Genomic DNA, 25213 nt, shown 5'->3' on the forward strand with positions numbered 1-25213 from the left:
GCCTATCATTTATTGCACATCTCAGCAACTGTCTGGTCTATTCCGTGTGCCGGTTCATCTACCCAATTCTCCCAATGCCCGTTTCAGATTTGCTTCGGCAATTCTATAACCTACTTTAGATTCGATAACGCTGCTATAGGCCTGTTGCCAGATGGTTTGTGCATCGAGAACATCTTTTCCGACAATGGTTCCTGCTTTTAACCGATCCTTGCTCAGTCGCAAATTTTCCTCTGCTTGCACTAAGGAGAGTGCTGCCAGCGTAACACGTCTCGCACTTTGGTTCACTTGCAAAATGGCCTGTTGTACTTGCAATGAAATGATCTCTTTACTGTCCTTCAGTTGGTGCTCCTGCGCCCGGATCCGGTATTGCTGTTCTTTCACTTTTTCCGTTCGCTTGCCCCAACCGAAGATGGGTACGTTTACCGTTAACAAGCCATAATACGTTGCTAACGTATTGTTGTTGTTCTCGGGGTTGATCCCTTGCTTGCCATATGCCGTAACACCGCTTACACCCAGGGATACACTGGGCAAGAGGTCTGCTTTATAGATTCGTTCTTGCAGCCGGGCCGACTCCAAAGTCTTCTCCTGAATGCGGATCTCTGACCGAAGACTTTGTGCACGTACCGACAGGTCGGAAGTCTGGAGCGAATCAAACGTTCCGCTGATGCTATCCGGGACGACGAACTCGACACTGTCGCCAAGCCCTGTCAGTTGGGCCAGGTTCAGCTTCGCTAACGTAAGGGCATCTTTCGCTTGTCTCAAGCTCAACTCATTCTGATTTTGCTGTACGCGTGCACGCAGCAGATCATTCTTATATGTTAGACCCGCTGTGTATTGATTGTTTATGTCGGTAACCAAAGCGGTCAATTGCCGCTGGCTTTGTTCGGCCAAGTTGATTTGTTCCTTTGCCGAGACCACTTGCCAGTACGTTACTTCCGTATTATACAATACATCGGATGTAGTAAGGGTCTTGCGTTCGGTTTGAATATTTACGGTGTTCGCGGCGACGTCGCGTCCCAATTGATTTTTCCTTCCTGCATAGATGGGCTGATTGAAATTGATTCCCGGACTTACTCCGTATTCGGGCAATATTGTACTCAGCGGCTTGCCGAAATAGAATCCCGTAACCGTACCGTCAAGGGTAAACCTTCCGCTAGCATCAGCCTGATTTTTCTGGGCCTCGGCTACAAGAATATTTTCGTCGGCGGCTTTTACGTTGTTATTCTGACGAATGGCAAGTTGCCTGAATTCCTCCAGGGTTATGCTTCGTTGCGCTACCGCTAGCGAAGACATGAACATCGATGCGATAAGGAGGGATCCGGGAAGAATCCCTTTGACTGTCAACTTCATTTGATGTTGTTTATGATATTTTGATTTCGATAAAGACTTAATCTATTCGTGACCACTTACCCTCGGGTCAAGAACATTTCCTGTGATGTGGAAGATCAAACGACCTCCGGCTTATACTGAATGTGTTCATCCGCGTCGGGCTGGCTGATTTCCTGGTGGGCAGGCTGGGGCTTTATAAACCAGAAGTAGAGCACGGGCACGACAAACAATGTCATCACCATAGAGAAGACAAGGCCAAGCGCCAACACACTGCCCAAGGGCGACCACAAGGGGGACTTGCTTAAAATCATCGGAACAACGCCGATGGCCGCCGCCGAAGAAGTCAAAAAGATCGGCCTCATTCTTCGTTTGGCGGATGCAATGGCCGCAGCCTTCAGCGTATAGCCATGCTCGCGAATTAACTCATCGGCATAGTCAACCAGGATGATTCCATTGCGTACCACAATTCCCATGAGACTGATGATGCCGATGAATGCTGTAAAACCCATCGGGTTGCCCGTTAAGAAAAGTCCCAGCATAGCGCCGAGCAGACTCAGCGGAAATGCGGCCAGCACGATCAACACCTTTCCGATACTCTTAAACTGAAATAACAACGTAAGGAAAATGAGCATCAGGCTAATCAATAATGACTTGCCCATGTCGGGCGATGTTTCTCCCGAGGACTCCACTTCGCCCCCATAATTAATGGAAATACCTTCGGGCAAAGGAAGGGCCTCTATTTTTGGCCTGACTTCATTGACAATCGTAGTTGCCGTCACACCAAGCTGTGCCTCGGATCGCACGGTGAGTGTGCGTATTCCATTGCGATGAGCAATTATACCGGTATGCCATGCGGGTTGAAGTTCGACCACATCCTTGAGCGGCACTTTTGTATTGTATTGTGAAGTGACGTAGATGTTCTCAAGCTTGTTCAAGCCGTCCCTATTTTTGCCGTCCAGTCGCAAAACGATGTCGATTGGCTTATCCTCTTCCCATAATGTGGACACGATGTTCCCTTTGATCTCACCACCCAAGGTTTGTGTAATCGCAGCATGGCTTACTCCCAGGCGACTCGCAGCATCTTCTTTGATGATCGCGCGCACACCAAAGTAATCGTCCTGGTAGTCGGTGCGGATCCAATTGGCTCCTTTTGCTCGCTCGACAATGGCCGCCACTTGCGCAGCGACTTTTTTCTGATCCTTGAGATTATCTCCCACAACGCGGATCTCTACCGGGGCGGGAGTTTCCTTGTTTGATAGCTGTCGTACCCGTACATATCCGTTGGGCAGAAAGTTTTGGAACTTGGGCAAGTATTCTGCGATCAGGTCAACCGTGGCTTGTTCGCTGGTTGTATTGATAAATATTTGTGCAAAATTTTCACGTGGCGTTTCCGGCGCATACGTAGCGTGGAATCGCGGTGAGGAAGTCCCCACAAAACTGGCTGTCGTTACAATGCGGGGATCGCCTTTTATTGCGGCTTCCACTTTTTCCACTGCCCTGGCGGTCTCTGTCACATCGGTTCCGTTTTGCATCCATAGCTCAAGATTAAATTGATTTCGCTCGGCCATCGGAAATAGTTCTTCTTGCACATTTCCACCGATAAACATGGCCAGGAAAACGGAGAACAGGCCCGAGAACATGGTTAACTTTGGCCAGCGGAAACAAAACTCTACTGCCTGGTTAAATCCCTCCTGTAAATAATCGAGCACGTTCCTCTTTACCGGACGGTCGCCCACATGATGCTTAAGTCCCTTTTTCAAAAAGACATAGCACATATAAGGCGTCAACAACAGGGCCACCAGAAATGACGCGAATAGCGCGATGGATACAGCAATGGGCAACGATACAATGAACTCTTTGGGAAGTCCTCTGAGCACAAAGGCCAGGGGCATGAAGGCGAAGATAATCGCAGCGGTTGCCGTGAACACCGGCACCATGAGCTGTGTGGCGCTTTGCCATGCCGCCGTCCAGTTGGCAACGCCCTCATCGAGTTTTTCGATGTAATTATCTACGATGACAATTGCATCATCGACCACCATGCCCAGCACCACAATCAGTGCGGCGAGGGATACCTGGTGAATTTCTATGCCGATTAAATTAAGAATGGCAAAGGTAATAGCAATGGATACCGGCGCGGCAATAGCGGATATCGAAGCAATGCGAAAAGGCAACAGCAACATGACCACTACAATAACCGCGGCGATGGCAATGCCAAACTCCACCATAAAGTGACTGACCCGTTCGCGCACTACTTCCGGCTGATCAACAATGGTATTGATGTTCACATCCGCAGGCAGGGTTTTCTTTACTTCTTCAATCCTTTCTCTCAGATCCGCTCCCAAAAAAACGATGTTGTTCCCGGGCTGCATCTGTACGGTGAGCATCATCACCTTGTCGTTGCCGACCTTTATAAAACTATTCAGTTCTTCATAGCGTCTTTCAATACGCGCCACATCTTTCAGACGAACCACTTTGCCGTCGGGGGTACTGAAAATAATCTGGTTGCCAATGGCGGCCTCATCTTTATACCGGCTGTTGGCAAAGATGGGGACATTGCTGGCCGACAGGGTGATGTCGCCCGTGTAGTTGGTCACGTTCTGGGTTTGCAATACAGACGACAACGCAGCGAAATCAAATCCATATTGCTGCATCTTCTCATCGTCTACCACGATGTAGATCTGTTGACGCTGCCCGCCATAGCGATTGATCTTGGACACCTCGGGTATGGTCTTGATGCCATCCTCCAATTTGTCGAGGTAGTTTTCCATTTCCGCATAGCTTCTGCCGGGTGCACTCACCGTGATCATTTGCGCCACCACATCACCAAACTCGCTGTTAACAATCGGACCTTGCACACCCGGCGGAAGCTGTGGACGCAGCGTGCTGTTCAGCCCATGCTGCAGCGTGCTCCAAAACTTTTTGGGATCTTTTACTTCATCGTTCAACTCTGCAATAATGACAACCTGCCCTTCTTTGGTTTCCGAGCGCGTCTTTGCTTTTTTGATTTCTTCAAAACTGAAGAGGAATTGCTCGATCTTATCGGTCACCTGTTTTTCAACCTGGATTTCATCCGCACCCGGATAGAGCGCAAAGACAATACCCTGCCGTACCGTAATGCGTGGGTCTTCACTCCGGGGCATGGTGATCAAGGCCACGATACCCACAACGACCAGCAATCCGGCAATCAGCAACGATAGCTGGCTATACTTCATCGAAGCTTCAATAATATTTATTCTGCGTTTTTTCATTTTGTCTTTTCCATCAATGTATCTGCTTAACTAATCGACGTATCGGAAAGGCCTTTTAAAGCGATACGGTTTGACCGTCTTTCAGCTGCGTTTGCCCCTGAATGATCACCCGGTCTCCAATGTGAAGTCCCTCCGAAACAATGACCTCGTTCATCGACAGGCCATCGACAACGATTCTCTTTCTGATGGCCCTGTTTTTATCGTCTACAACAAAGACGTAGGTAAACTCTTCCGGATCGCGTACAACGGCATCGGCAGGTACCGTCAACACGTCGCGTTTGTGATCCGTGGAGATAGTGATGTTTGCCAACATTCCGGGAAGAAGTTTCCCGTTGGCATTGGCCAGTCGCACTTTCACTTCAAAGCTTCTGGTCGAAGCATCCGCTTGTGGGTTAAGGATGCTGATCTTTCCACTTCGTGTATCCTGGATGGCAGGAATGGTGACGGTCGCGCCCGTACCGATCGCGAGCTTACTGATCTCACTTTCCGAAACCGAAATTTTTGCATACACCAAATCCGTCTTCACGATGGTAAAGGCCATGATTCCGCCGGACGCGATGGCTCCCTTTTCAATGTCTTTGGCCGTCACCATGCCGGCGAATGGCGCGTACAGTTTTGTGTCTGCCAATCGCTTCGCCGCAATGCTCTTGTTTGCTGTCGCTTGCGATAGGGCAACCTTGGCCGTCAAATGTTCACGGGCAGGCAAGCTTCCTTTTGCATAGAGCTCATCGAGCCGGTTGAAGTTATCCTGTGCCTGCTCGAGCGACGCTTCCGCCAGTAGCAAATTGTTTTGATATTCGACGGTTTCTATAGCCGCCAGCAACTGTCCTTCCTTCACGTGTTGCCCTTCTTCCACATATACCGCCGTTACTCTTCCGGGAACCAGAAAGCCCAAGGCCACTGAATTGTCTGCTTCTATCGATCCGCTATAGGAGAGTGTCTCCGCGATTCCATTGGCCGTCAATTGCCGCGTGCTGACTTTCAAAATTGGAACCGTTACTTGATCGTCCCCTTTTTTACCACAGCTTGCCAGCAGCACGACCGCCAGGCTTATCAAGGACAATTCTTTAAGTACATTCATAAAAATTATTCGTTTTTGTTTTTTAATGGGTATGGGTATCAACCGGTGAAAGGTTTTATAATACGGTGGTAGCGAGCAGGTGTTCCGGCGATGTATGAAACAGTGCCTTGGTCTGATTCATGTTGTCCTGATACAGTCCAAGAATGTAAGCAGCCTCCTTCGACCGGTCTACTTCTTCATTTTCAGGATGCGAGAATACATGGTAGTAGTGCACGCCATATACGCTCACCTCGCGATCGAGTTCCTTTGAGATCTCCATTTGCAGCATGCCTGCGATCCTGCCCAGCGGCGATGGCGCCTGTGATTTTTGAACAGGGTCGTTGCAAATCTGGATGAAGGTGCCACGTCGGTGATGTTTCATCAAGGGAAGTAATAACCTTGCGGACATAAACCAATACGACAAACTATCGCATTGCATCGCATCCCAGGTAACATAGTCCAACTCGGTAAGCGGTAGCGCGGGATAGGTGGTGCAGGAAAGAATAATCACCAGGTCTATTCTGCCGTAGTTAGATTGAATGTGATCGGCAATCTCTTTTGACCTTTCGTAGTCCATCGGGTCGGTGAGCAGTGTGACCAGTGAACCGGTGGCAATATCCGCCACTTCGCTTTTGATTTGCAGGATGGTATCCGCATTGGATGCCGGCACAATCACCAATGCATCGCGCTGAAGCAGTTGCCGGATAATAGCAATCTCCAGTGGCTGCGTAAGGCCTGCAACGATTGAAATGATGTTTTTTGATGAACTGTCCATGTTGATCGCCCTCTCGGGATGACGATACAAAAATGGCGTGCACGCAACGTGCTAAGAATGTTGAAATGTACTTAAGTTATGTCTGAAAGTACTCGTTCCTGTGAATGGACCGACAATTCTTCCGGCATCATGGGCGTATGTTGTTTGCTCTTGCGATACTCGGATGGCGTAAGCCCTGTCTTGTTTTTGAAAAACTTGCTGAAAAAGAACTGATCGCTAAACTGCAATAAACCGGCCGCCTGCCCGACAGAATTATCAGGGTCATTCAGCAAGATCATCGCTTCCGTGATCACCATCTCGTCGATCAGATCGCCCGCTGTTTTGCCTGCCACTTCCTTCACCGTTTGCGTGAGGTATCGGGGCGTGATGGCCAGTTGACCCGCGTAAAATTGGACACTCCGTTCCTCCCTGTAATGCTTTATGAGCAACTTCATAAAGCGCGCGGTAATATCCTGTTTGCGCGTGGGTTTCGATTTTAGTTCCTGATTATGATGATAGAAAACATTGATCAGTTCATAAATCACCATGCTGAAGTTATGCTGAATGATCTCTTGCGAGAACTCATTCTTTTCGCGGGTCGCAATATTGGCGTATAGCATTTTAAAAATGCCCGACAGCAGCGCGACCTCTTCCCTTTCCAAAACCACGTGCATGCTTAGATTGGGGCCCAGCAACTTGAAAGCGGAAAGGTATTTCTGGTAGATGCCTGCTTTCAACAAAAAATCGTTTGAGAAAGAGAGGCATGCGCTGGAAATAAACTCGGATGACCCTGTGAATTGACAAATTGTACCCGGTTCGATCAAAACAAACTCACCTTCGCGTATGACATGACTCACCAGGTTCAGCTTTAACGACAATTCTCCCGCGGTAACCATGAAGAAAAAATATTGGTCGACCCGGAAAGGGTAGAAGATGGGAATCGCTTTTCTTTCGTTCTCTGTAACCGATACCTGAAGTCCATCCAATTGCCTGGTTTGTCCCAGGATAATGAGCAATTCTGAAAAGGTGTGATTACGCACGGCCTGATTCTCAATTTTTACGGGTTCCATCACACAGGGGTTGGGTTGATGCTTGTGAGGACGAAACGACTTTGATTTTATTTTAACCTCCTGCAACAGTTGCAAACAAAGCAGCCTCCAGACCCCGTGGATTGATCTCCTGGGCAAACACTTTGTTGAAAAGATCGAATCTGAAAAAGGGGCCAAAAAGGTTTTTATCCAGGCAGGTTCGGAGCATTGGCGGTCGCCAGAACGATGAGCGTAGGTAAGATCTTATCGGGTTAAACCATTTTGCCTTAAAATGCCCCAAAAACCGCGAGGGCCGTTAGGTTCGGCTTTTCCTTTTTTGGAAATTGGCTCTACCATGAAGGAACTACCCGAAATCGTCTTGAATTTTTGGAATTTCTTGTTTGTCGGGCTTTCGTTTATCGGCCTATTTTTTTCGATCAAACTAATTATCGTACCCCGCCTGAATAACCGGGCCTCTAAGGCCCTGGGCCTCTATCTTCTTTTGCAATCTCTCGGTTTATTGGAGTCGTGTCTTTATTGGACGAATTACGTTTATCGCGTCCCTGAATTCTACTCGTCAACCTTTCTCTTCGCCCTGCTCTATGGCCCGCTGCTCGTTATTTATTTTGATGCCGTATTTGAGAATCCTAAACCTGTCCTCCACTATAGTTTTCATTTTTTACCCTTCCTGATCATGCTGGGTCTCAAAATGCCCTATTATCTCAGTTCACCAGAAGTCAAGATTCTGTATCCGGACCAGGCTCCTCTCTCCTATTTGATAAACGGACTAATCGACTACGCCGAAATCGTCAACATCACTCACCTTTCCATTTACGGCTACGTTTTATTCAGGAAGATCCGTTCCCACCCGGGCATCGGATACATGCGCCGCTGGGCCAATTCGATACTGGCGTTCTACATCTCATTCATTGCGTTGACAATCCTGTATTGGTCGATCGTTGTGGCTCAGCAAAGTACTTTGCTTGCCGACTATTTCATTTCGCTCTCGGCTTGCGGTGCCATTATCCTGCTCGCCTGGTTTGGCGACCAGTACGAAAAAATGAAAGAGGGTGAGCCCATCATGGACTCGCTTTGGCCTCGTTTAAAGGATCAGCCTCAAAATCATCAGTCGTTGTCACCTATTCTCCACCCCGGTGAAATCCTTGTCCATGAAGCAGAAGATATAAAATATAAGAACTCCGGTCTGCCGGACTCGCTGGCTAAAAAACTTGCCGCGGATCTTGGGGTGCTCATGTCACGGGAACAACTCTATAAAGAAAACGACCTCAAGCTGGAGACGCTTGCCGAAAAGTTGAAAAGCAACCGGCACTTTGTATCGCAGGTCATCAATCAATATTACAAGACCAACTTTTTCGATTTCATCAATGCAAACCGAATTGATGAGGCTAAACGGTTATTGGTCAGCGACGATCACGAATTGAACATCATCGAAATAGCGTATGCCGTGGGCTACAACAACAAAGTGACCTTCAATACAGTCTTTAAACGTTTTACAGGCGTAACGCCTTCGGAGTACCGAAAACAAAATCACCCCCAGTTTAAGACCGCTGATTAGGTTAGACTTGATCGGGTTATACGCGTTACAACCCTGTTTCTCTGAAATTCACTTGAAAATCAAACCAAGGAAATTCATGAGAACGATGTTTAAGCTTCTGACCATTACAGCATGGGTGTTGACAACCGCAGTTTGTTCTGTTGCCCAATCCACCCCCGGGAGAATAACAGGGAGTGTCAGCGATGAGAAAGGCGAACCCGTAGAATATGTTACCGTATTGTTGCGACAGCCACAAGATTCAAGCCTGATCGCGGGAGTTGTTACCAATGCAGCGGGTCAGTATTCCTTTGAATCCGCAATACCCGGAAAATATATCCTCACGCTAACCTTCGTGGGATACCAAAAGCAATCCCTACCCATCGAACTCCAAGGTGGCGTCAGCCTTTACACCATCCCGGCAGTCATCCTAAAGGAAGATGCCAGGGTTCTTGGCGAAGTGGTTGTTCGCGCGCAGAAACCCCTGATCGAACAAGACGGTGGTAAACTCATCCTGAATGTGCAGAACTCCATCATCGCGGCGGGTGGTTCTGCCGCTGAACTTTTAGAGCGGGCGCCTGGGGTGAGCATAGACCAAAACAATCAGATCTCGGTCAACGGGAAAACCGGGGTCAATATTATGATCGATGGCAAGCCCACCTACCTGCCACCCGCTGAACTCGCCACATTGCTGCGCAGCATGAATGCAAACAATATTGCGACCATCGAAGTTATCTCCAATCCATCAGCCCGCTATGATGCCAGTGGCAACGCCGGGGTCATCAACATTAAGTTGAAAAAAAATACACTGGAGGGGTTCAATGGTTCCGTCACCGCGGGAGGCGGCTACGGACGTTATGGCAAAGCGAATGGAAGCGTCAATCTGAACTATCGCACGCTGAAGTGGAATCACTTTCTCAACTATGGCTATACTTTTAATAAGCGGTTCGCCGATGTATACACCGACCGTGTCACGCTTCGCCATCCCGATAGCCCTGGGGATGGTGACCCCGTTTATTATACCCAGCAGCTCGACCGGATCCAACGGCTGCCTTCCCATACCTGGCAAGGAGGGTCGGAATGGCAATGGGATCCCCAAAATTCAATTGCCATTATAACATCAGGTAGTTACAATGAACGGAACACGGATAATAACTCACTGACGCAAATAATGTCAGCGCGGGGCCACGCGGCAGACTCAACTTTTACCTTGACCAACAATCAACGCTATCGCTGGTACAACGTTTCAAGCTCCCTGGGGTACAAACATCTTTTCGCCCGCACAGGCAGCGAATTTTCCATCGATGTTGACTACTCGAACTATGAATTTAAGCTCAACGACAACTTCGCGATCCAACAATTTGAACAAACGGACATACTTCAAAAACAGTACAACATATGGAGCAACCAACCCTCTTCCTTTAATATTTATACCGGGCGCATGGACTACGTGCATCGCCTGAATAAAGAGACCTCCGTGGAGACCGGGGTGAAGTTCAGTTACGTAAATACCGTAAACGAAATAGTTTTCACCAATAACCAAAATGGCCAATTAGAAACAGATTTGACACGGTCGACCGACTTCGATTATACAGAAAAGGTAGGTGCCGGTTATGTTACTTTGAAAACCAAATGGATGGGATTTGATACGCAGCTGGGGCTGCGTGCCGAGCAGACGCACTACAATGGCTTTTCGGGAGGGGCTCAGCTATCCATCGAGCGAGACTATTTCAGGGTGTTTCCAAACGTTAGCCTTCACCACAGCCTGTGGGAAAATTATCAATTCGGTTTTGATTACAGTTATCGGATTGACCGGCCCGCGTACAACGATTTGTATCCTTATGTCTTCTACTTCGATCCGTTCGCTGGCCAGAAGGGAAACCCTATGTTGCTCCCGCAGTTCACGCATAACTTCCAATTCTCACAGACGATCGCCAAGGATCTGGCCATCAACCTCGGGTACAGTACCAGTTCACAATATATCGCGTTTGTCATACTGCTTAAGGAAGACAGGGTATCGGAATATTCCATCAAGAAAAATTTTGACACGTACCAAAACTATTATCTTACTGTAAACGTCCCCATAAGGATCAGCAAGAATTGGACGATCAATAGCAACATCAATTTATTTTACAATCGCTTTAACACACAGTTCCTCGATGACGTTTATAAGGTTGGCAAATTCAGTGGCATCGTCACCCTTACGCAAAACATAACATTGCCCTGGGACCTGACCGGCGAAATTACAACAGTGTACAATGCGCCTAATGTGTCGGGGCTGATCCAGACGGCTGCACTGGGCTCGGTGAATATCGGACTGCAAAAAAAGGTGTTCAACCAAAAAGGCTCATTCCGTTTAAATGTTACTGATATTTTTTATACCAACCGGGCAACGTACCATGTGGTGTACCCTGGGCTTGATGTGCATTTTTACAATTACCCCGAAACCCGGATCATCCGGATCAACTTTACTTACAACATTGGTAAGACCGTGCAGGCTATGCGCAAGCACAATGGACAAGACGAGGAGCGGAAGAGGGTGGGGGTGAACTAAGCAGCGTTATCACCCAGTATGGGTGCCAACAAAAAATGAGCGTAGCGAACCTGTCGCAATCAGCCTTCATATTGCCGCATTATGCCCCACCCTTTTAGACAACGGTGTTTAGGTTTGTGACACCCTCCTTCTCCGCCACTGGCGGATTCGGCGGGCAGGCATTTAGGATCAACCTCAATACACCTTTTAAAATTTGGAACTATGGGAAAAGTAATCGCTGGTATGACCATGTCATTGGACGGCTTTATCAATGACAGTAACGGAAGCACAGAACTTAGTCCGGATTTTGCCGAACTCCTTGAGACTGCTTCATTCAAGGAACTGACCAACAACACAGGGTCTGTCATTATGGGACGACATGTGTACGAGATGGCAGATCCATTTTTATGGGCTAACGATGACTATGAATTTCAAGTTCCCATTTTTGTCCTGACCCATACCCCTCCCGCAACGTATCCCAAGGGAAATGATAAACTTAGTTTCACCTTTGTCACGGATGGCATCGAGAGTGCTATTGCTCAAGCCAAGAAAGCAGCGGGTAATAAGATTGCTCTGATCATCGGTGGTGCAAACACCATTCAGCAATGCCTTAATTCGGGGTTATGCGATGAATTGATGATCGACAGCATGCCTGTACTCATTGGGGAAGGACTAAAATTATTTGAAAATATAGACACCGATAAGGTGAAGCTTGAGAGAATTAAAGTAGAAGAAACTACCGCTTTTAGAACAAGTATTACATTCAGGGTTACGAGGACAAAACCCACTGAATAGAAATCAAGTTTAAACTTAACCGCTGTAAGCAGCGGAAGTATTGAAGAGGCTATCTCAAAAGGGTGGCCTCTTTATTTTGCAACCCCAAGCATTAGCTCTAATCTATGTAGGCATTTATTACTAAGCTTTGCTGTGCCGCAGTAGAAGCAGTCAGGGCTAAAGCCCGGATGAGTGAGGTGTCTTTGTCGCTGCTTTTAAAGGCCTAGTCTATGCACACACCTTTCGAAGAGAAAGAGCATAAATGAATAACCCCGGACTTTAGTCCATAGCCGTCAAGCTAAGGACTAAAGTTCGGGGTTACTCAAGATATTATATAGCACATTGTGTTCCGAACAATAGGCTTAAAGCAGGTTCACTCACCAATACCCTTTCACCTTCAAAAATGCGTAGATAGACGGCCTTTAAGCCAGGGTCAAAAGTCACTCCTCTTGTTATTCAGAGCCAGCCATTGTGCAAAATAAATGCATTTCATTAATTTCCGACATGGTAACAGAACGAGATCAGCTGAATGCCGAATGGGAAAAGTTCAGGCATTTCTTTAAACGTGAAGAAATGCCTGCCAAAACAATTTTATTGAAGGAAGGTCAGATCTCTGAAAGAATGTTTTACATCGAAAAGGGATGCATCAGACTGTCGTTTAATAAGGACGGCAAAGACATCACTTTTCAGTTTTTCTTTGAAGGGGAAGGCGTTTCCTCCGCCGAGAGTTTCCGGAATAATGATTCAAGTCTGTTTGCGATGGAGACTATTGAACCGTGTGTACTCCATGTATTAAACAAAAAGGACTATTTTATCATGATCGAAAGCTCACCGCTCATCAAACAGGAACTTGAGCAACAGAATTTTCAACGATTGATGTATTATCAAAAGCTGTTTCTTTCCAGGATTAAAAACAGCCCCGAGGAAAGATACAAAGAGTTACTGGAGCAAAGTCCTCATATCCTGCAGCGCGTGCCCCAACACTATATCGCATCCTTTCTCGGGATCACACCGGTGTCATTAAGCAGGATCAGAAACAGAAAATAGGCATTTCTTTACAATTGTTATCGCTTTAGGGAGGCTTCTCCAGCCAATTTTGTCCTAAACAAAACCAAAAAGCGATGAAACCCTTCAAAATTCAAGTTTCCGAACAAGAGATCTACGATCTAAACGAAAGACTGATAAAAACCCGTTGGCCTGGGGAGATGATCCAGGAAGGATGGAAAAAAGGTGCGCCAGCAGATTATTTAAAAAAACTGGTGGACTATTGGCTGAACAAGTTCGATTGGAGAAAGCAAGAAGCTTTGCTAAATAACTATCCGCAGTTCATCACTGAGATTGACGGCCAGAACATTCACTTTCTTCATATAAAATCCCCCAATCCCAATGCCACTCCCCTGATGTTGATCCACGGCTGGCCGGGTTCCTTCGCAGATTTCGTCAACGTCATTGAACCCCTTACTCAAGGGCCGGTTGGTGACACGAATAGTGGCAGCGCGTTTCATTTAGTTATCCCTTCTATTCCCGGGTTTGGTTTTTCAACCCCCGTGAAAGAGAAGGGATGGAACATGTTTCGCATCGCGGCGGCTTTCAGCACCTTAATGGAACAATTGGGATATGAAAAATTTGCTGTTCACGGCGGCGATATGGGGGCAGGGATAACCAGTATCATCTCGGCACTGGCAGCACACAAACTCATCGGAACACATGTGAACACTGATTTCTATGCCGTAGCAGGCCTTGGCATGTTTCCCTCCGACACTTCGTTTCTATCGGATGAAGAAAAACCAAGACTGGAGCGCATGAAAGAATATAAAAAGAATGGCACGGCGTATCTTGAAATACAATCAACAAGGCCGCAAACGGTTGCCTATGCGTTGTCCGACAGCCCGGTGGCACAACTGGCGTGGATGGTTGAAAAATATAAAGAATGGACGGATGAAGACAAGGCGTTACCGGAGGAGGCCATGAATATAGACCAGATGCTCACCAATGTATCTTTATATTGGTTTAATAAAATTGGTGCTTCCAGTGCCGAAATGCTGTATGAAAACATGAGCATGGCTTTTAACTGGGGAGCCGACAGTGACGCGCAGCCTTCCAACTCATGGACGCCACCGAAAGTGTTCTCTGCTATGACGGTGTTTGGCAAGCCTGCCGATCAATCGCTGTTTAAAAAACTTCTTTCGCTGACGGGAGAACCCGATCAATACTTCTTTCACGAGCAGGGGGGCCATTTCCCGGCCATGGAGGTTCCCGATTTGTTAGTGGACGATCTCAGAAAAGTTTTCGATCCACGTCGCGCCTAATATGAAGATTGGCAAATCAAGGCTTAACATCTGCGCCAGTTTGGCACTCGCGCAGATGTTGTCTCTCATTTCTGTGCGACGCTCACATCTCACCGTAGCACGAACGTTCATGACGTACTTTCACTACCTCCACCAGGTCGCCCTACTCAAGGATACGTCACGCCAAATGAAGGAGCTTGCGGCGTCGAGCCTGATGTAGCGTGTGCAGTCGGTGCCATGACGCGCGAATTAGATTCCCGCACTAAAAGGTAACCCGCCTAGGCGGGTTGAAATGCATGGACTCCCTTCGCCCGGTTGCACCGGGCGTTATGATGGGGAAGCCCTACGGGCTTATTCAGTTTAACGTCTTGAACTCACCCCTTTTTCCAAAGAAAGTTAAATCACGATAATGTGTGCATAGACTAGGACTAAAGCCTGGGGTTACAAAAACACAAGAGACTACCCTTTTGAGACAGTCTCTTTCTGAATAAAGCCCACAAGCACCATTTCCTTGTCAGGCATTAAATATCTCTTCAAATTTCATTTTGATAGACGCGTGGGCGCTGGAGGAGATCTTATCCCTGGAATCGTCGACGGTATAGTTGAATGTTGTCGGCGTCAATTGACGGACATTTATGAAAACGTATACAAGCTTCTTCATTTTCGTGGCGGCTTCCGCGCGAAGGATGAGGGTGACTGCATCGGAGAATTTCTCGACCTTGGCATTCACGATCTTCTCCTGTGTGGGATTCTGTTTAACAGCCGAATCGAATTTTACGTGGGACACTTTTAAGGGAATTAGTGGACATCATTAGAAAGGTACAATTTAGATACTAATGGCTTCAAAACCCGCGTATTTGCATCAAGGTCTGCCAACCCCTTGGACCTTCTGAATGATCGCCTGGCCGACGCCTTCTCCCTGCTCTTGTCCATTCTCAATGGAATCCCTAAAATGAATTCCTCCATACAACCTCGAAACACCCGCTTCCGCTGCGGCCTGGCGGAAGGATCCAAAATTCCGGGCTGGCAATCCAAAATAAGCTTCACTGGTATCGGTAAACTTAAAGTTGTCGCCAAACAGGAACGTCAGTACGGAGGCAGAGGCTGCGGAGATCACGCTGTGGCCACTGGTGTTTTCGGGGAATGGTGGCGTTTGCAATAGCGGTCTCCAACTGGGGTCGATGGTTTTGTTGATCACCGTTTCGGGTCGCACGCGATCGCTTTGATATTTGACATGCCAACAGCTGATAAAGGCGTCGTGCAGCGTGAGGGCGACGAGCGTGTGTGCCAGGACCGTCTTCTCGATCGATGCCGAAGAAGTGACACAGGCAATGCCTGTAATGCCCATCCAATGCCCACCCGGTGAGATCTTTTTGATTCCTATCGCCGCGTGGCCGGAATACTGAACAGCAAAGGGATTGCAATCCCAAAAGCCAGCGATCGCCCGTTGTTCGGCCGACATCTTTTTGGAGATCTCATAGACCTCATAGGTCAGTTTTCCAAAAGGTGAGTCTTTATCGGTCGAGAACTCCGCGGCGTTGCGTGAAGGGATCTGCTGAGCGGAGTCCAGGAAAAAGGGACGAATCGTTTGCCAATGCGGCTCCACGGCAGCCATGTATTCCGGAGGTGTAGGATACCAATGGCCGTCCTCCACGACAGGGCTATAACGCTTCAGCGTACTCAATTTCGAGTAGCCGTCTGTCCTTGAATAGTCCACCACCTGCGCGGCGACGGCGGTGGCGAAGGCTACATTTTCTTCCAGGCATTTTGCGGAAAAATGATACTTCTTCCTGAAGTCCTGAAGCAAGGTCGCTTGTGTTTGTTCCAAGAGATAACCCGAAGGCATCAATTGGCGGCCGACTTCAAGCATCGCATAGGCCGCAACAAAATCTTTTGACACACAGGATGGAATGGGAACGCCCGAGAAGTCCGGACGAATTTTAAACCTGGAGGAAAGATCAAAGGGCTCGCGCTCAACCTGGTTCAACGCCTGATAGGCCCCCAGCATGCAATAGGCATAGAACCGGCTCGCCGCAGGCGGATTCACCACATCGTGTAACATTACCTCCGACAGCGAAAAAGCATATTTCACAAAGTCACTAGCCGGCGCTGATTTCTCCTTTGCACCAACGGCGCCAACGCAACACATCAACACAAACATGCACCAGGCTTTCATCCTAATTTGTCTTTTTATAGGTTATCATTTCCTTGTTATTGATACCGGCCAAGAGATATTTCTGTCCGTTCACAGTGATCCACTTTAGCGACTTCACATCGCCGATTAGTGAAAGACCGGCAAGCTTCTGAGGAATATATTTGAAATGGTTTTGTCCGTCTCCCTGAAATAGTTGGCCGTAGTTTGCATCAATGGCTCCTAACCGAATGCGCATCGCGCTTTCATTGCCTCCGAGCAATATGTCAAGCTTTCCATCATCGTTATAATCCAACACCTCGATCGCGCCTATGGGCGCGAACTGCGCTTGTGACGGCAAAGCATGTTTTACAAATTTTCCATTCACATTTTCCAGGAGCACGGTGCGAAGTTCATTGACCCGAAGCACGGTAGCCTGTCCGATCGCTGCTTCAGAAAAGAGCATTCCGAGTTGTGCGTGAGCATAGCTTTCGAAGGAAGTGAATTTCTTTCTCAGGCTGTACACCTGATCCAGCAGTTCATCGCGTCCGGCGACAGGATACGATTGATGTTGAATAAAATTGGTAAGGATCGGATCGATCGAACCGTTTTTATCAAAATCGGCGTAGGTCAATTCCAGCATCTCCGAATCAGAAGCCCTGAACTGCGAATTGAGACCGTGGTTGCCCGCGATCAAATCGACATCGCCGTCGTGGTCAAAATCACCTGCGGCGAGCTTGCTCCAGAGACCCATCTGTGGGCCATCCACAAATGCGCCGGCATCCTCTTCAAGACTTCTCCCCGCTTTGTTCAAAAATACTTTCACCGGCATAAACTCACCCACCGTGATCAGATCGGGATACCGGTCGTTGTTGAGATCCAACCATAAAGCATCCGTGATCATGCCGGCCTTTGCGATGGAAGAAAACGCAGCATCATCCATTTTGCTAAAATGTCCATGCCCGTCGTTCAGCAACAAATAGCTTTGAGGTGCCACCGGATATCTTCCCGGCACAATGCGTCCTCCAAGAAAAAGGTCAACATCTCCATCCAAATCAAAATCGGCTGCCCGGGCACAGGACTTCGAAGTATGTATGACAGGCAACGCATCGGGGCGTCGCGTGAAATTTCCTTGGCCGTCGTTGAAGTATATCCTGTCCTGGAGGATGGGATCACTTGCGTTATAGTCATGAAAACCTCCGCTCACCACGTACAGATCCTGGTCGTTATCGTTGTCGGCGTCAAAGAAAATTGCGTCCACTTCCGTGTGCGTGTCATCTTGCGAAGAAGGAAATGAAAGTGATTCGTGGAAACGGCCTTCTTTGCTTTGGACAAATAGTTTCCCCGGCAGCAATTCGGATCCGCTTACAAAAACATCCACTAATCCATCTCCATTGATGTCGGCGGTGGCCATGGCCGGTCCACAGACTGACGGCATGGTCGATAACAAAGGCTGTCTTTTAAAATCGTTTATCGGAAACTGCTGGTGTGCATAGGAAACCAGTGGTTCCGACCTTGTAAAAACTGTATTCGATTTTTCGGTGACCACCCGCTGTTTAACACCATCATTTTCCCCGACCGTCAATACCTGATCGACCGCTATATCTTTGAGCAAACTCACCCTTCCCGACGGCCACTCCACTCGCACAGAATCGATTTTCTTTTCATCCCCAAGACCAACATGTAGCGTTGTGGCAACGCTCGACTGATACCCGCGCACAGGCGACTGTTCAAAATACTGACTGCTCTTGCCGGCGTACACATAAACCTTACTTCCTATTCCGAACGTATTTCCATTGGCACCCTCGAGCTTGACCTTCAGGAAGGATGAGGCTGGGTTCTTCTCCCGCAACACATTCTTGTACAGGAAGGCGGATTCGTTTTGATTGTTCACCACCAGATCCAGGTCCCCATCGTTGTCAAGATCGCCAAAGGCCGCCCCATTCGAAAAGGACTTCTTTTCAAAACCCCAGACAAGACTTTGATCGGAAAACGTCAGGTCCCCGTTGTTCCGAAACATATAGTTATGAAGTGGCGTGGAACTCATCATGCTGGCCAACTCCAAGGTATCGGGTTTTTCTCCTGCAACTGCTTTCTTGAAATAATAGTCGCCCTTGTACTTCAAAAAATCACGCTGCGTATAATCCCGAAAATATCCATTGGTGACAAAGAGGTCTTTCCAACCGTCATTGTCATAATCTGCAAACAGTGGCGCCCAACTCCAATCCGTGTTGGAAATACCCGAGAATTGACCAATCTCGCTGAAGGTTCCATTGCCATTGCTCAAATGAAGCATGTTGCGCATATACTGATGATAAAAACCTTCCTTCACCGACAACGCATAGTGCTCATAATTATCGGGGCCGTAGAGCAACTTCTGCCGGTAGTTATCCTCCGGCAACATGTCCAGCGTATAAATATCCGGCCATGCATCATTGTTGATATCACTTACATCAACTCCCATGGAGAAATGGGAAATGTGTCGTAAGTATTCGGGTAGCTTGTCTTCAAATGTCCCGTCTCCTTTGTTGATATAGAGATAGTCGGGTTCGATGTAGTCGTTTGAAACATACAGGTCCGGCCAGCCATCTTTGTTGATATCCGACACGGCGATGCCGAGTCCGAAACCCAATGCGTTTGACAAAATGCCTGCCTGCGTCGTCACATCCGTGAAGTGACCATTATCATTCCGGAATAACTTATCCCCTGCATAGGGATGCACAGTGGTCCTTGCGCTTTTAAACTCAAGGTCACGGATAACCTTGACGTTCGTAGCCAGCAAAAAGACATCCAGGTCTCCGTCTTTGTCATAATCAAAAAATGCCGCTTGCGTGGAATACGAGGGATCGTCCAGATTCATTTCCTTAGCTTTGTCTATGAAGGTCAGATTGCCTTGATTGATAAAGAAATGATTTCTTCGATCGTCAATATTTTCTTTTCCAGAGCGACACACATAAATATCCAGCAGGCCATCGGCGTTGATATCGACCATGCTGACGCCGGTTTTCCAACCGGTGCTGGCCGTTACGCCGGCTGACGAGGTGATGTCTTTAAACTTAAAATTTCCAAGGTTGAGATACAGCTTGTTGCTGCCGGCATTGGCGATCAGGTATAGATCATCCAATCCATCATTGTTAATATCACCAATGGCAACGCCACCGCCATTGTAGATGTTTTCATAGGTGAGGGCATTGGTGCGGGCGGTTTCCTTTATGATATTCTTAAACGCCACACCGCTGCGTGTAGGTGGCACTAATTCGAACAACGGTTCTTGCTGGGCCTGAACGGAATGCACGGCAACTATACAAACGACGCCTATATACACCACCAACTTCATGGCGCGCAAAAAAAATCTCAAGCCCAAACTCATTTCCCCAAATAAAACCAGTGTCAAAAAAAGATATAAAAAAAGATGGGCAGGATAACCTGCCCATCTCGGAGGAAAATTTCTTATTTATCCCACCAAACTTTTGCGCTCCAGGCGTCTTGTCCACCTTCGAGGCGACCAACCGCCGCCTTGTAACTGGCAGGGTTAAGCGTGGATTCTGTCGTGGGGTATGGCTGACGGCGAGGAATAACGCCGTTCGAAAAATTACCAGATGCCACTATCGGCGTCAGCACGGGATATCCCGAACGTTTCCAGTTGTTCCAAGCTTCGGTGAAGTTCATCAGCGCGCCACTGGTTGCCCAGTACTGCTCATTGATCATCTTCAGCGATGCGTCCGTTGAGCTTGTGTTCAACGGATTGGCTGCTGCATAATCAGCGGCATCAACCGGATCAATCACGGCAGCGGTACCAAATGGTGCAAGCGACAGAACGCCCCCTTTCACACCGTTGCTATAGTGTTCAGTAGCCGTGCCTCCGACGCTGTATCCTCTCACCGCAGCCTCGGCCAACAATAATTCAGTCTGCGCATAGGTAACGATGAACACAGGAGCATTGAAGTTACCAAAGAGCGCCGTTTTAGGACGTGAGTACTTCCCGATCGGTGTTGCATCAGCACCCGTTCCGGTGCCACCGGGATATCCTGGAGAGTGCGTAATGTCTGTAGCGCCTCCGTTCAAATCATATCCGTTCGGAAGTCCTAACTGAACACTCGGATCGGAATTTCCAGCTTTCGTAGCATCCTGGTTGTTGGCCAGTCCGTCTTGGGGCACTTCGGCAATAACACCCAGGCGCGGGTCGTTCGTACTGCTGAGGTAGTCGATCAACGTCTTGCTCCAGCGCACCTGGTAGTAGTCGGCAGCGGTCATGAGGGCTGCAGTATAGTTGTTGTGGTAACCGTTAGGATTGTCGGGGATGACATAGGCGTCATCGGCGGCACTTCCAAACGTTCCACCTGCCGCGGCCTTCTCGGCATACGTTTTTGCTGTAGCGGCATCTGCTTTGGTAAGGCGCATGGCGATGCGCAGCATCAGCGAGTAACCAAATTTCTTCCATTGGGCAACGTCGCCTTTGTAGGGAAGAATGTCCGATGACGGTTTTGCTTTTGCGGCATCCATCGAAGTCAGGGCACCATCCAGGTCGGCCAACAGCGATTTGTAGAGTTGATCCTGCGTATCGTAATCTGGCAAGGTCACATTACTGCTCGCCATCCATGCCTGCGAATAAGGCGCATCGCCGTAAACATCGGTAATATAATGTGCCGCCAGCACGCGGATGATACGGGCCGCCGCATTGAGGTTCACTTTTTCCGGATCTGCGTCCGTGTTCTTTATCGCTTCGCTCGCGAGGGCGCCCGAACGATAGCACTGGTTCCAACTGGAAGCCTGGTACGAATTGGTGTTGCTGGACGGTACATACTTGTCCATGTTGGTATAGTAGTTCGCACCTCCTGATGTGGTGGAAGCCAACAGCTGCACCCAACCGCTCTGGAACAAAACCGGACCATTATATCCGGTGATCGCGTCTGCATACGTCCATTCTGCATTAGAGAGAAAATAGTTCGCGTCAAAGTTACTCGGCGTTGCCTTGGTCGGATCCGTGTTGATCGATTCGAAGTCGCTGGTGCAACCTACCATGATCGCGGTGATCAAGACCAGTCGGGATATGATTGAAAATGTTCTTTTCATTTGAATAGTTTTTTTATGTCTCATACTAAACATCATGTCGGTTGCTTATTTAAACTTCACATTCAGATTGAAACCGTATGAGCGTGTCGACGGCAAACTGGTGCCTTCTATTCCGTAGTATCTCACGTTTGAAGAGAAGCTGGCTTCCGGATCGATATTTTTAGCCTTGCGCATGAGAATGGCGAGGTTCCGTCCCACCAGTGAAATTTGTACCGAGCGAATCAAAGGAAAATTCGCGAATACAGCAGACGGCACGGTGTAACCCAAGGTGAACTGACGGAATTTGATGAAGTCTCCGTCCACCACACTGGTAGAGGTGATCTTCTGTGACACGGCGCGATAGTAGTCTTGAGGGGTAGCGGTAGTGGTATTCTTCGTTCCGTCCGCCAACACACCCGTAGTGATACCTTCTTGTCTGCCTTCCAGCGTCTTCTTGTTCAAACCTCTCAGGATAGAGTAGTACTCGGTTGCCGACAACACCTTGTTGCCAAAGTTGTAATCGATCAGGAATGAAGCGCTGAAGTTTTTGTAGCTGAAGTCGTTGGTGAGGCCACCAAATACTTTAGGAAGTACCTGTCCCATCTGGACCAGGTCACCTTGAACGGGCAGCCCTGAAGCATCAACAATGATTTCTCCGCTGGCATTTCGCTTGTAGTCATAGGCCATGATCTGAGGACCTGACGCACCTTTAACGTAAGCGGTAATCGCATTACCGAGCGTTCCGCGGTTGGAGCCCAGGTTTTGATTTCTGCCATCCGCATCGGTTTGCAGGATGGTGTTCTTCACGGTGGTGATGTTAAAGGTAACATTCCAGGTAAACTGCGGCGTCCGCACGGGACTACCGGTCAACAACACTTCAAGACCCGTGTTCTGCGTAGAACCCGTGCCCACAAATCCTGTGGTGAATCCTGTAGCAGCGCTATAGGTGGCAGGCATGATCTCGTTATGGGACTTTCTGTTGTACCAGGCAAGATCAAGTCCCAACCGGTTCTCGAAGAATTTCAATTCAAGACCCAACTCAACTTCGGTCAGCGTGAAAGGCTTCAGCAAACCGTTGGGTTGCTCAGTGGGAGTGGCACCCATAGGGTTTCCACGAAGCGGACTATTCAATGAATAATACAATTGTGTCTTGTACGGATCGCCCGCCTCGCCGCTGGTTTGTGCCCAGGAAGCGCGGAACTTACCCAAGCTCATGCTGGGAAGGTCTGTGAGTTCGGAGAAAATAAAGCTGGAAGAAACGGAAGGAGTAAATATCGTATTGTTATTGGTCGGCAGCGTTGAATAAGCATCGTAGCGACCGGTTGTGCTCAGCGTGAGGAGGTGCTTATAGGCCAGGTCAATAGAATAGTATGCCGAGTTAACGCGCTTCTTGGTGAACTTATAGTTATCGCCGGGATTGGTGTTCACCGTGTACACGTTGCTTAGTGTATACAGGTAGGGCAGGATAAAGGTACTACCCGCTACGCGCTGATATTCATACTGATTTGCTCTGGAGTTTGCACCGATCAACGCATCCAGGCTGAAATCTGTCGACAACTCTTTCGATACACCGATCAACCCGTCGATGTTGGCCTCCGTGGTTTGGGCCGAAGATTGTTCCTGCAGGTTTCCACGGAAGTTTCCTTGCGGGGCTGTGGTGTAGGCAGTTCCCCAGGGCTCGACCTTAAATACCCCGTCGTTCAGTTGATCGTAGCCGACGCGACCTTGAGCGTATAACCACTTCGTAATGTCATACCGTGCCGAAACCGCCGTAATCAAGCGCTTGCGGCTGAGGTTGTTGACGTACTGGTTAACCACAAACCAAGGATTGGTAACATATTCGTCGTCGCCGAAGCGTGTCTCAACACCCGTGGTGGTGTTGTAGCCCGGGTTAAGGATGTTTTCGTCGATGTTGGTCGCCAGGAACAATCCGTTGTTGGGGTTCATGGGACCGTCGCTCAATTGAGGACGATTCTTGGACCGCTCGTCGATGTAGTTGGCCATCACATTCACCTTCAGCTTGGAGGTGATGTTTTGTTCGATGTTCAGGTTGATCGTCTTGCGACCAATCCCGCTGTTGCGCACGATGGAGTTGTTGTCCAGGTTAGCCATCGACAAACGGAACGAGCCGTTCTCGCCACCCTTTGAAACGGAAACGGTGTTAGTGAACGAAGAGCCCGTTCTGTAGAAATGTTTGATGTTGTCCTTTTGCGCGGAGTAAGCATACGAGTTGCCGTCGTACTGGATCGCCTGCGTGCCGTCGAGCTTCGCGCCCCAACTCATACGCGACGTGGCTTGTGCTTCCAGGGCCGTTGCTGGCTTGACGCCGTTGAGGCCTTGTCCGTATTCATACTGGAAGTCAGTATAGTTTATGGCTTTGTCAGCCATATAGTTCATGTTGTACTCAACGGAAAAGTCGCCTTTTTTCCCTTTTTTGGTGGTGATAAGAATCACGCCGTTCGTGGCACGCGTACCGTAAAGTGCGGATGCGGATTGTCCTTTTAGTACCGTCATGCTTTCGATATCGTCGGGGTTCAGGTTACCAATACCATCCCCGTTGTCCGATCCACCCCACTCGCCGGCACTACCGCGCTGTGTGTTGTCCATCGGTACACCGTTGATAACAAAGAGCGGCGAACCGTTATTGTTCATGGCGGGCATACCGCGCAACAGGATGCGGGCTGTACCGCCGGGACCACCGCTGGTTCCCTTCACGTTCAAACCGGCAACACGGCCGCTCAACGACAGGGCCACGTTGTTCTCACGCGCCTTGTTCATTTGCTCGCCGTCCACTTTGGTCACGGAGTATCCCAATGTCCGGGTCTCTTTCGAAATGCCCAGGGCGGTGACAACGACTTCGCCAAGCTCTTTAATATCTTCAGTGAGCGCAACACTTACTGTGGTCCGGCTCCCTACTGCGACCTCCTGCGTTTCGAAGCCAATAAAGGAAAACACGAGTGTGCCCGTCCCTACGTCGGAACCGCTAAGTGTATAGTCTCCATCAGCATTGGTGGTCGTACCTACCGTTGTACCCTTCACCACTACCGATACACCCGGAATGGCTGCACCATCGGAAGCGGAGGTCACTTTTCCTGTCACTGTTTGTGCGGAGACATATCCGCACAGCAGCATTGCCAAAGGCAATAATAGGATTCGTATTTTTTTCATCATAGGCTGTTTTAAAAAAGTTAAGTGATTAGTTTAGACTAACTTAGGTCAGCTCCCGTTGTTGAGCGCAGACCCTCGTTACGGTTTAGATCGTTTCACAAGAGCCAAACACACAGAGCCCGATGAAATTATTTTTGTGAATACCAAAAGACACGGCACACGGAGACAAAAATTCGGCTATAAGGCGGAAAAAAGAGGTTCAAGAGCGATGGAAAAAAGAAAGGCAAGGCACCCTGTAAAAGAGGACGCACCTCCTATATAAGGAGGAATTCGCGCGACAAGCGATTTCAATTGTC

15 protein-coding genes are annotated in these 25213 nt (G+C 48.5%); 5 read left to right on the forward strand and 10 right to left on the reverse strand.

The features are described 5' to 3' along the window. Window positions 1-54: 54 nt before the first annotated feature. From BUB30_RS12980 to BUB30_RS13000, 5 genes are all read right to left on the reverse strand, one after another. Entirely contained in the window at window positions 55-1350 is a 1296-nt protein-coding gene (locus BUB30_RS12980; RefSeq protein ID WP_073134257.1) for a TolC family protein, read from the reverse strand. A gap of 95 nt (window positions 1351-1445) precedes the next feature. Further along, on the reverse strand, window positions 1446-4577 hold the full coding sequence (locus BUB30_RS12985) for an efflux RND transporter permease subunit (RefSeq protein ID WP_178377094.1): 3132 nt from the start codon (window positions 4575-4577) through the stop codon (window positions 1446-1448). 55 nt (window positions 4578-4632) lie between these two features. Continuing rightward, window positions 4633-5658 (reverse strand): efflux RND transporter periplasmic adaptor subunit, encoded by a 1026-nt coding sequence (locus BUB30_RS12990; protein WP_073134259.1) that lies wholly within the window; start codon window positions 5656-5658, stop codon window positions 4633-4635. 55 nt (window positions 5659-5713) lie between these two features. Continuing rightward, window positions 5714-6412: an SDR family NAD(P)-dependent oxidoreductase gene (locus tag BUB30_RS12995; protein ID WP_073134261.1), complete on the reverse strand. Its 699-nt coding sequence runs from the start codon at window positions 6410-6412 to the stop codon at window positions 5714-5716. A gap of 71 nt (window positions 6413-6483) precedes the next feature. Continuing rightward, window positions 6484-7461 (reverse strand): helix-turn-helix domain-containing protein, encoded by a 978-nt coding sequence (locus BUB30_RS13000; RefSeq protein WP_073134263.1) that lies wholly within the window; start codon window positions 7459-7461, stop codon window positions 6484-6486. A gap of 313 nt (window positions 7462-7774) precedes the next feature. Here BUB30_RS13000 and BUB30_RS13005 point away from each other — a divergent pair, with 313 nt between their 5' ends. From BUB30_RS13005 to BUB30_RS36055, 5 genes are all read left to right on the forward strand, one after another. Beyond that, window positions 7775-8995, forward strand: a complete 1221-nt coding sequence (locus BUB30_RS13005) for a helix-turn-helix domain-containing protein (protein WP_073134265.1) — start codon at window positions 7775-7777, stop codon at window positions 8993-8995. Window positions 8996-9071: 76 nt separating this feature from the next. Continuing rightward, entirely contained in the window at window positions 9072-11525 is a 2454-nt protein-coding gene (locus BUB30_RS13010) for a TonB-dependent receptor (protein ID WP_084138061.1), read from the forward strand. A gap of 201 nt (window positions 11526-11726) precedes the next feature. Then, a complete protein-coding gene (locus tag BUB30_RS13015) occupies window positions 11727-12299 on the forward strand; it encodes a dihydrofolate reductase family protein (protein WP_073134268.1) in 573 nt (190 codons plus the stop codon). A gap of 450 nt (window positions 12300-12749) precedes the next feature. Beyond that, the gene (locus BUB30_RS13020) at window positions 12750-13325 is read left to right on the forward strand and encodes a Crp/Fnr family transcriptional regulator (protein ID WP_245804081.1); all 576 of its coding nucleotides are present in this window, start codon (window positions 12750-12752) and stop codon (window positions 13323-13325) included. A gap of 74 nt (window positions 13326-13399) precedes the next feature. Then, window positions 13400-14587, forward strand: a complete 1188-nt coding sequence (locus BUB30_RS36055; RefSeq protein ID WP_073134271.1) for an epoxide hydrolase family protein — start codon at window positions 13400-13402, stop codon at window positions 14585-14587. Between the two features lie 493 nt (window positions 14588-15080). Here the strand turns inward: BUB30_RS36055 and BUB30_RS13035 are convergent, their stop codons facing one another. The 5 genes from BUB30_RS13035 to BUB30_RS13055 form a co-directional block, all read right to left on the reverse strand. Beyond that, window positions 15081-15353 (reverse strand): hypothetical protein, encoded by a 273-nt coding sequence (locus BUB30_RS13035; RefSeq protein ID WP_073134274.1) that lies wholly within the window; start codon window positions 15351-15353, stop codon window positions 15081-15083. Window positions 15354-15428: 75 nt separating this feature from the next. After that, complete coding sequence (locus BUB30_RS13040; protein WP_073134276.1) at window positions 15429-16742, reverse strand: vanadium-dependent haloperoxidase; 1314 nt, start codon at window positions 16740-16742, stop codon at window positions 15429-15431. A gap of 1 nt (window position 16743) precedes the next feature. Further along, window positions 16744-20034: a VCBS repeat-containing protein gene (locus BUB30_RS13045; protein WP_073135151.1), complete on the reverse strand. Its 3291-nt coding sequence runs from the start codon at window positions 20032-20034 to the stop codon at window positions 16744-16746. A 113-nt stretch (window positions 20035-20147) separates the two neighbouring features. After that, the gene (locus BUB30_RS13050) at window positions 20148-21770 is read right to left on the reverse strand and encodes a SusD/RagB family nutrient-binding outer membrane lipoprotein (protein ID WP_084138062.1); all 1623 of its coding nucleotides are present in this window, start codon (window positions 21768-21770) and stop codon (window positions 20148-20150) included. Window positions 21771-21815: 45 nt separating this feature from the next. Continuing rightward, window positions 21816-24920, reverse strand: a complete 3105-nt coding sequence (locus BUB30_RS13055) for a SusC/RagA family TonB-linked outer membrane protein (protein WP_221408695.1) — start codon at window positions 24918-24920, stop codon at window positions 21816-21818. Between the last annotated feature and the right edge of the window lie 293 nt (window positions 24921-25213).

It is taken from the genome of Chryseolinea serpens (assembly GCF_900129725.1).
Lineage (GTDB): Bacteria > Bacteroidota > Bacteroidia > Cytophagales > Cyclobacteriaceae > Chryseolinea > Chryseolinea serpens.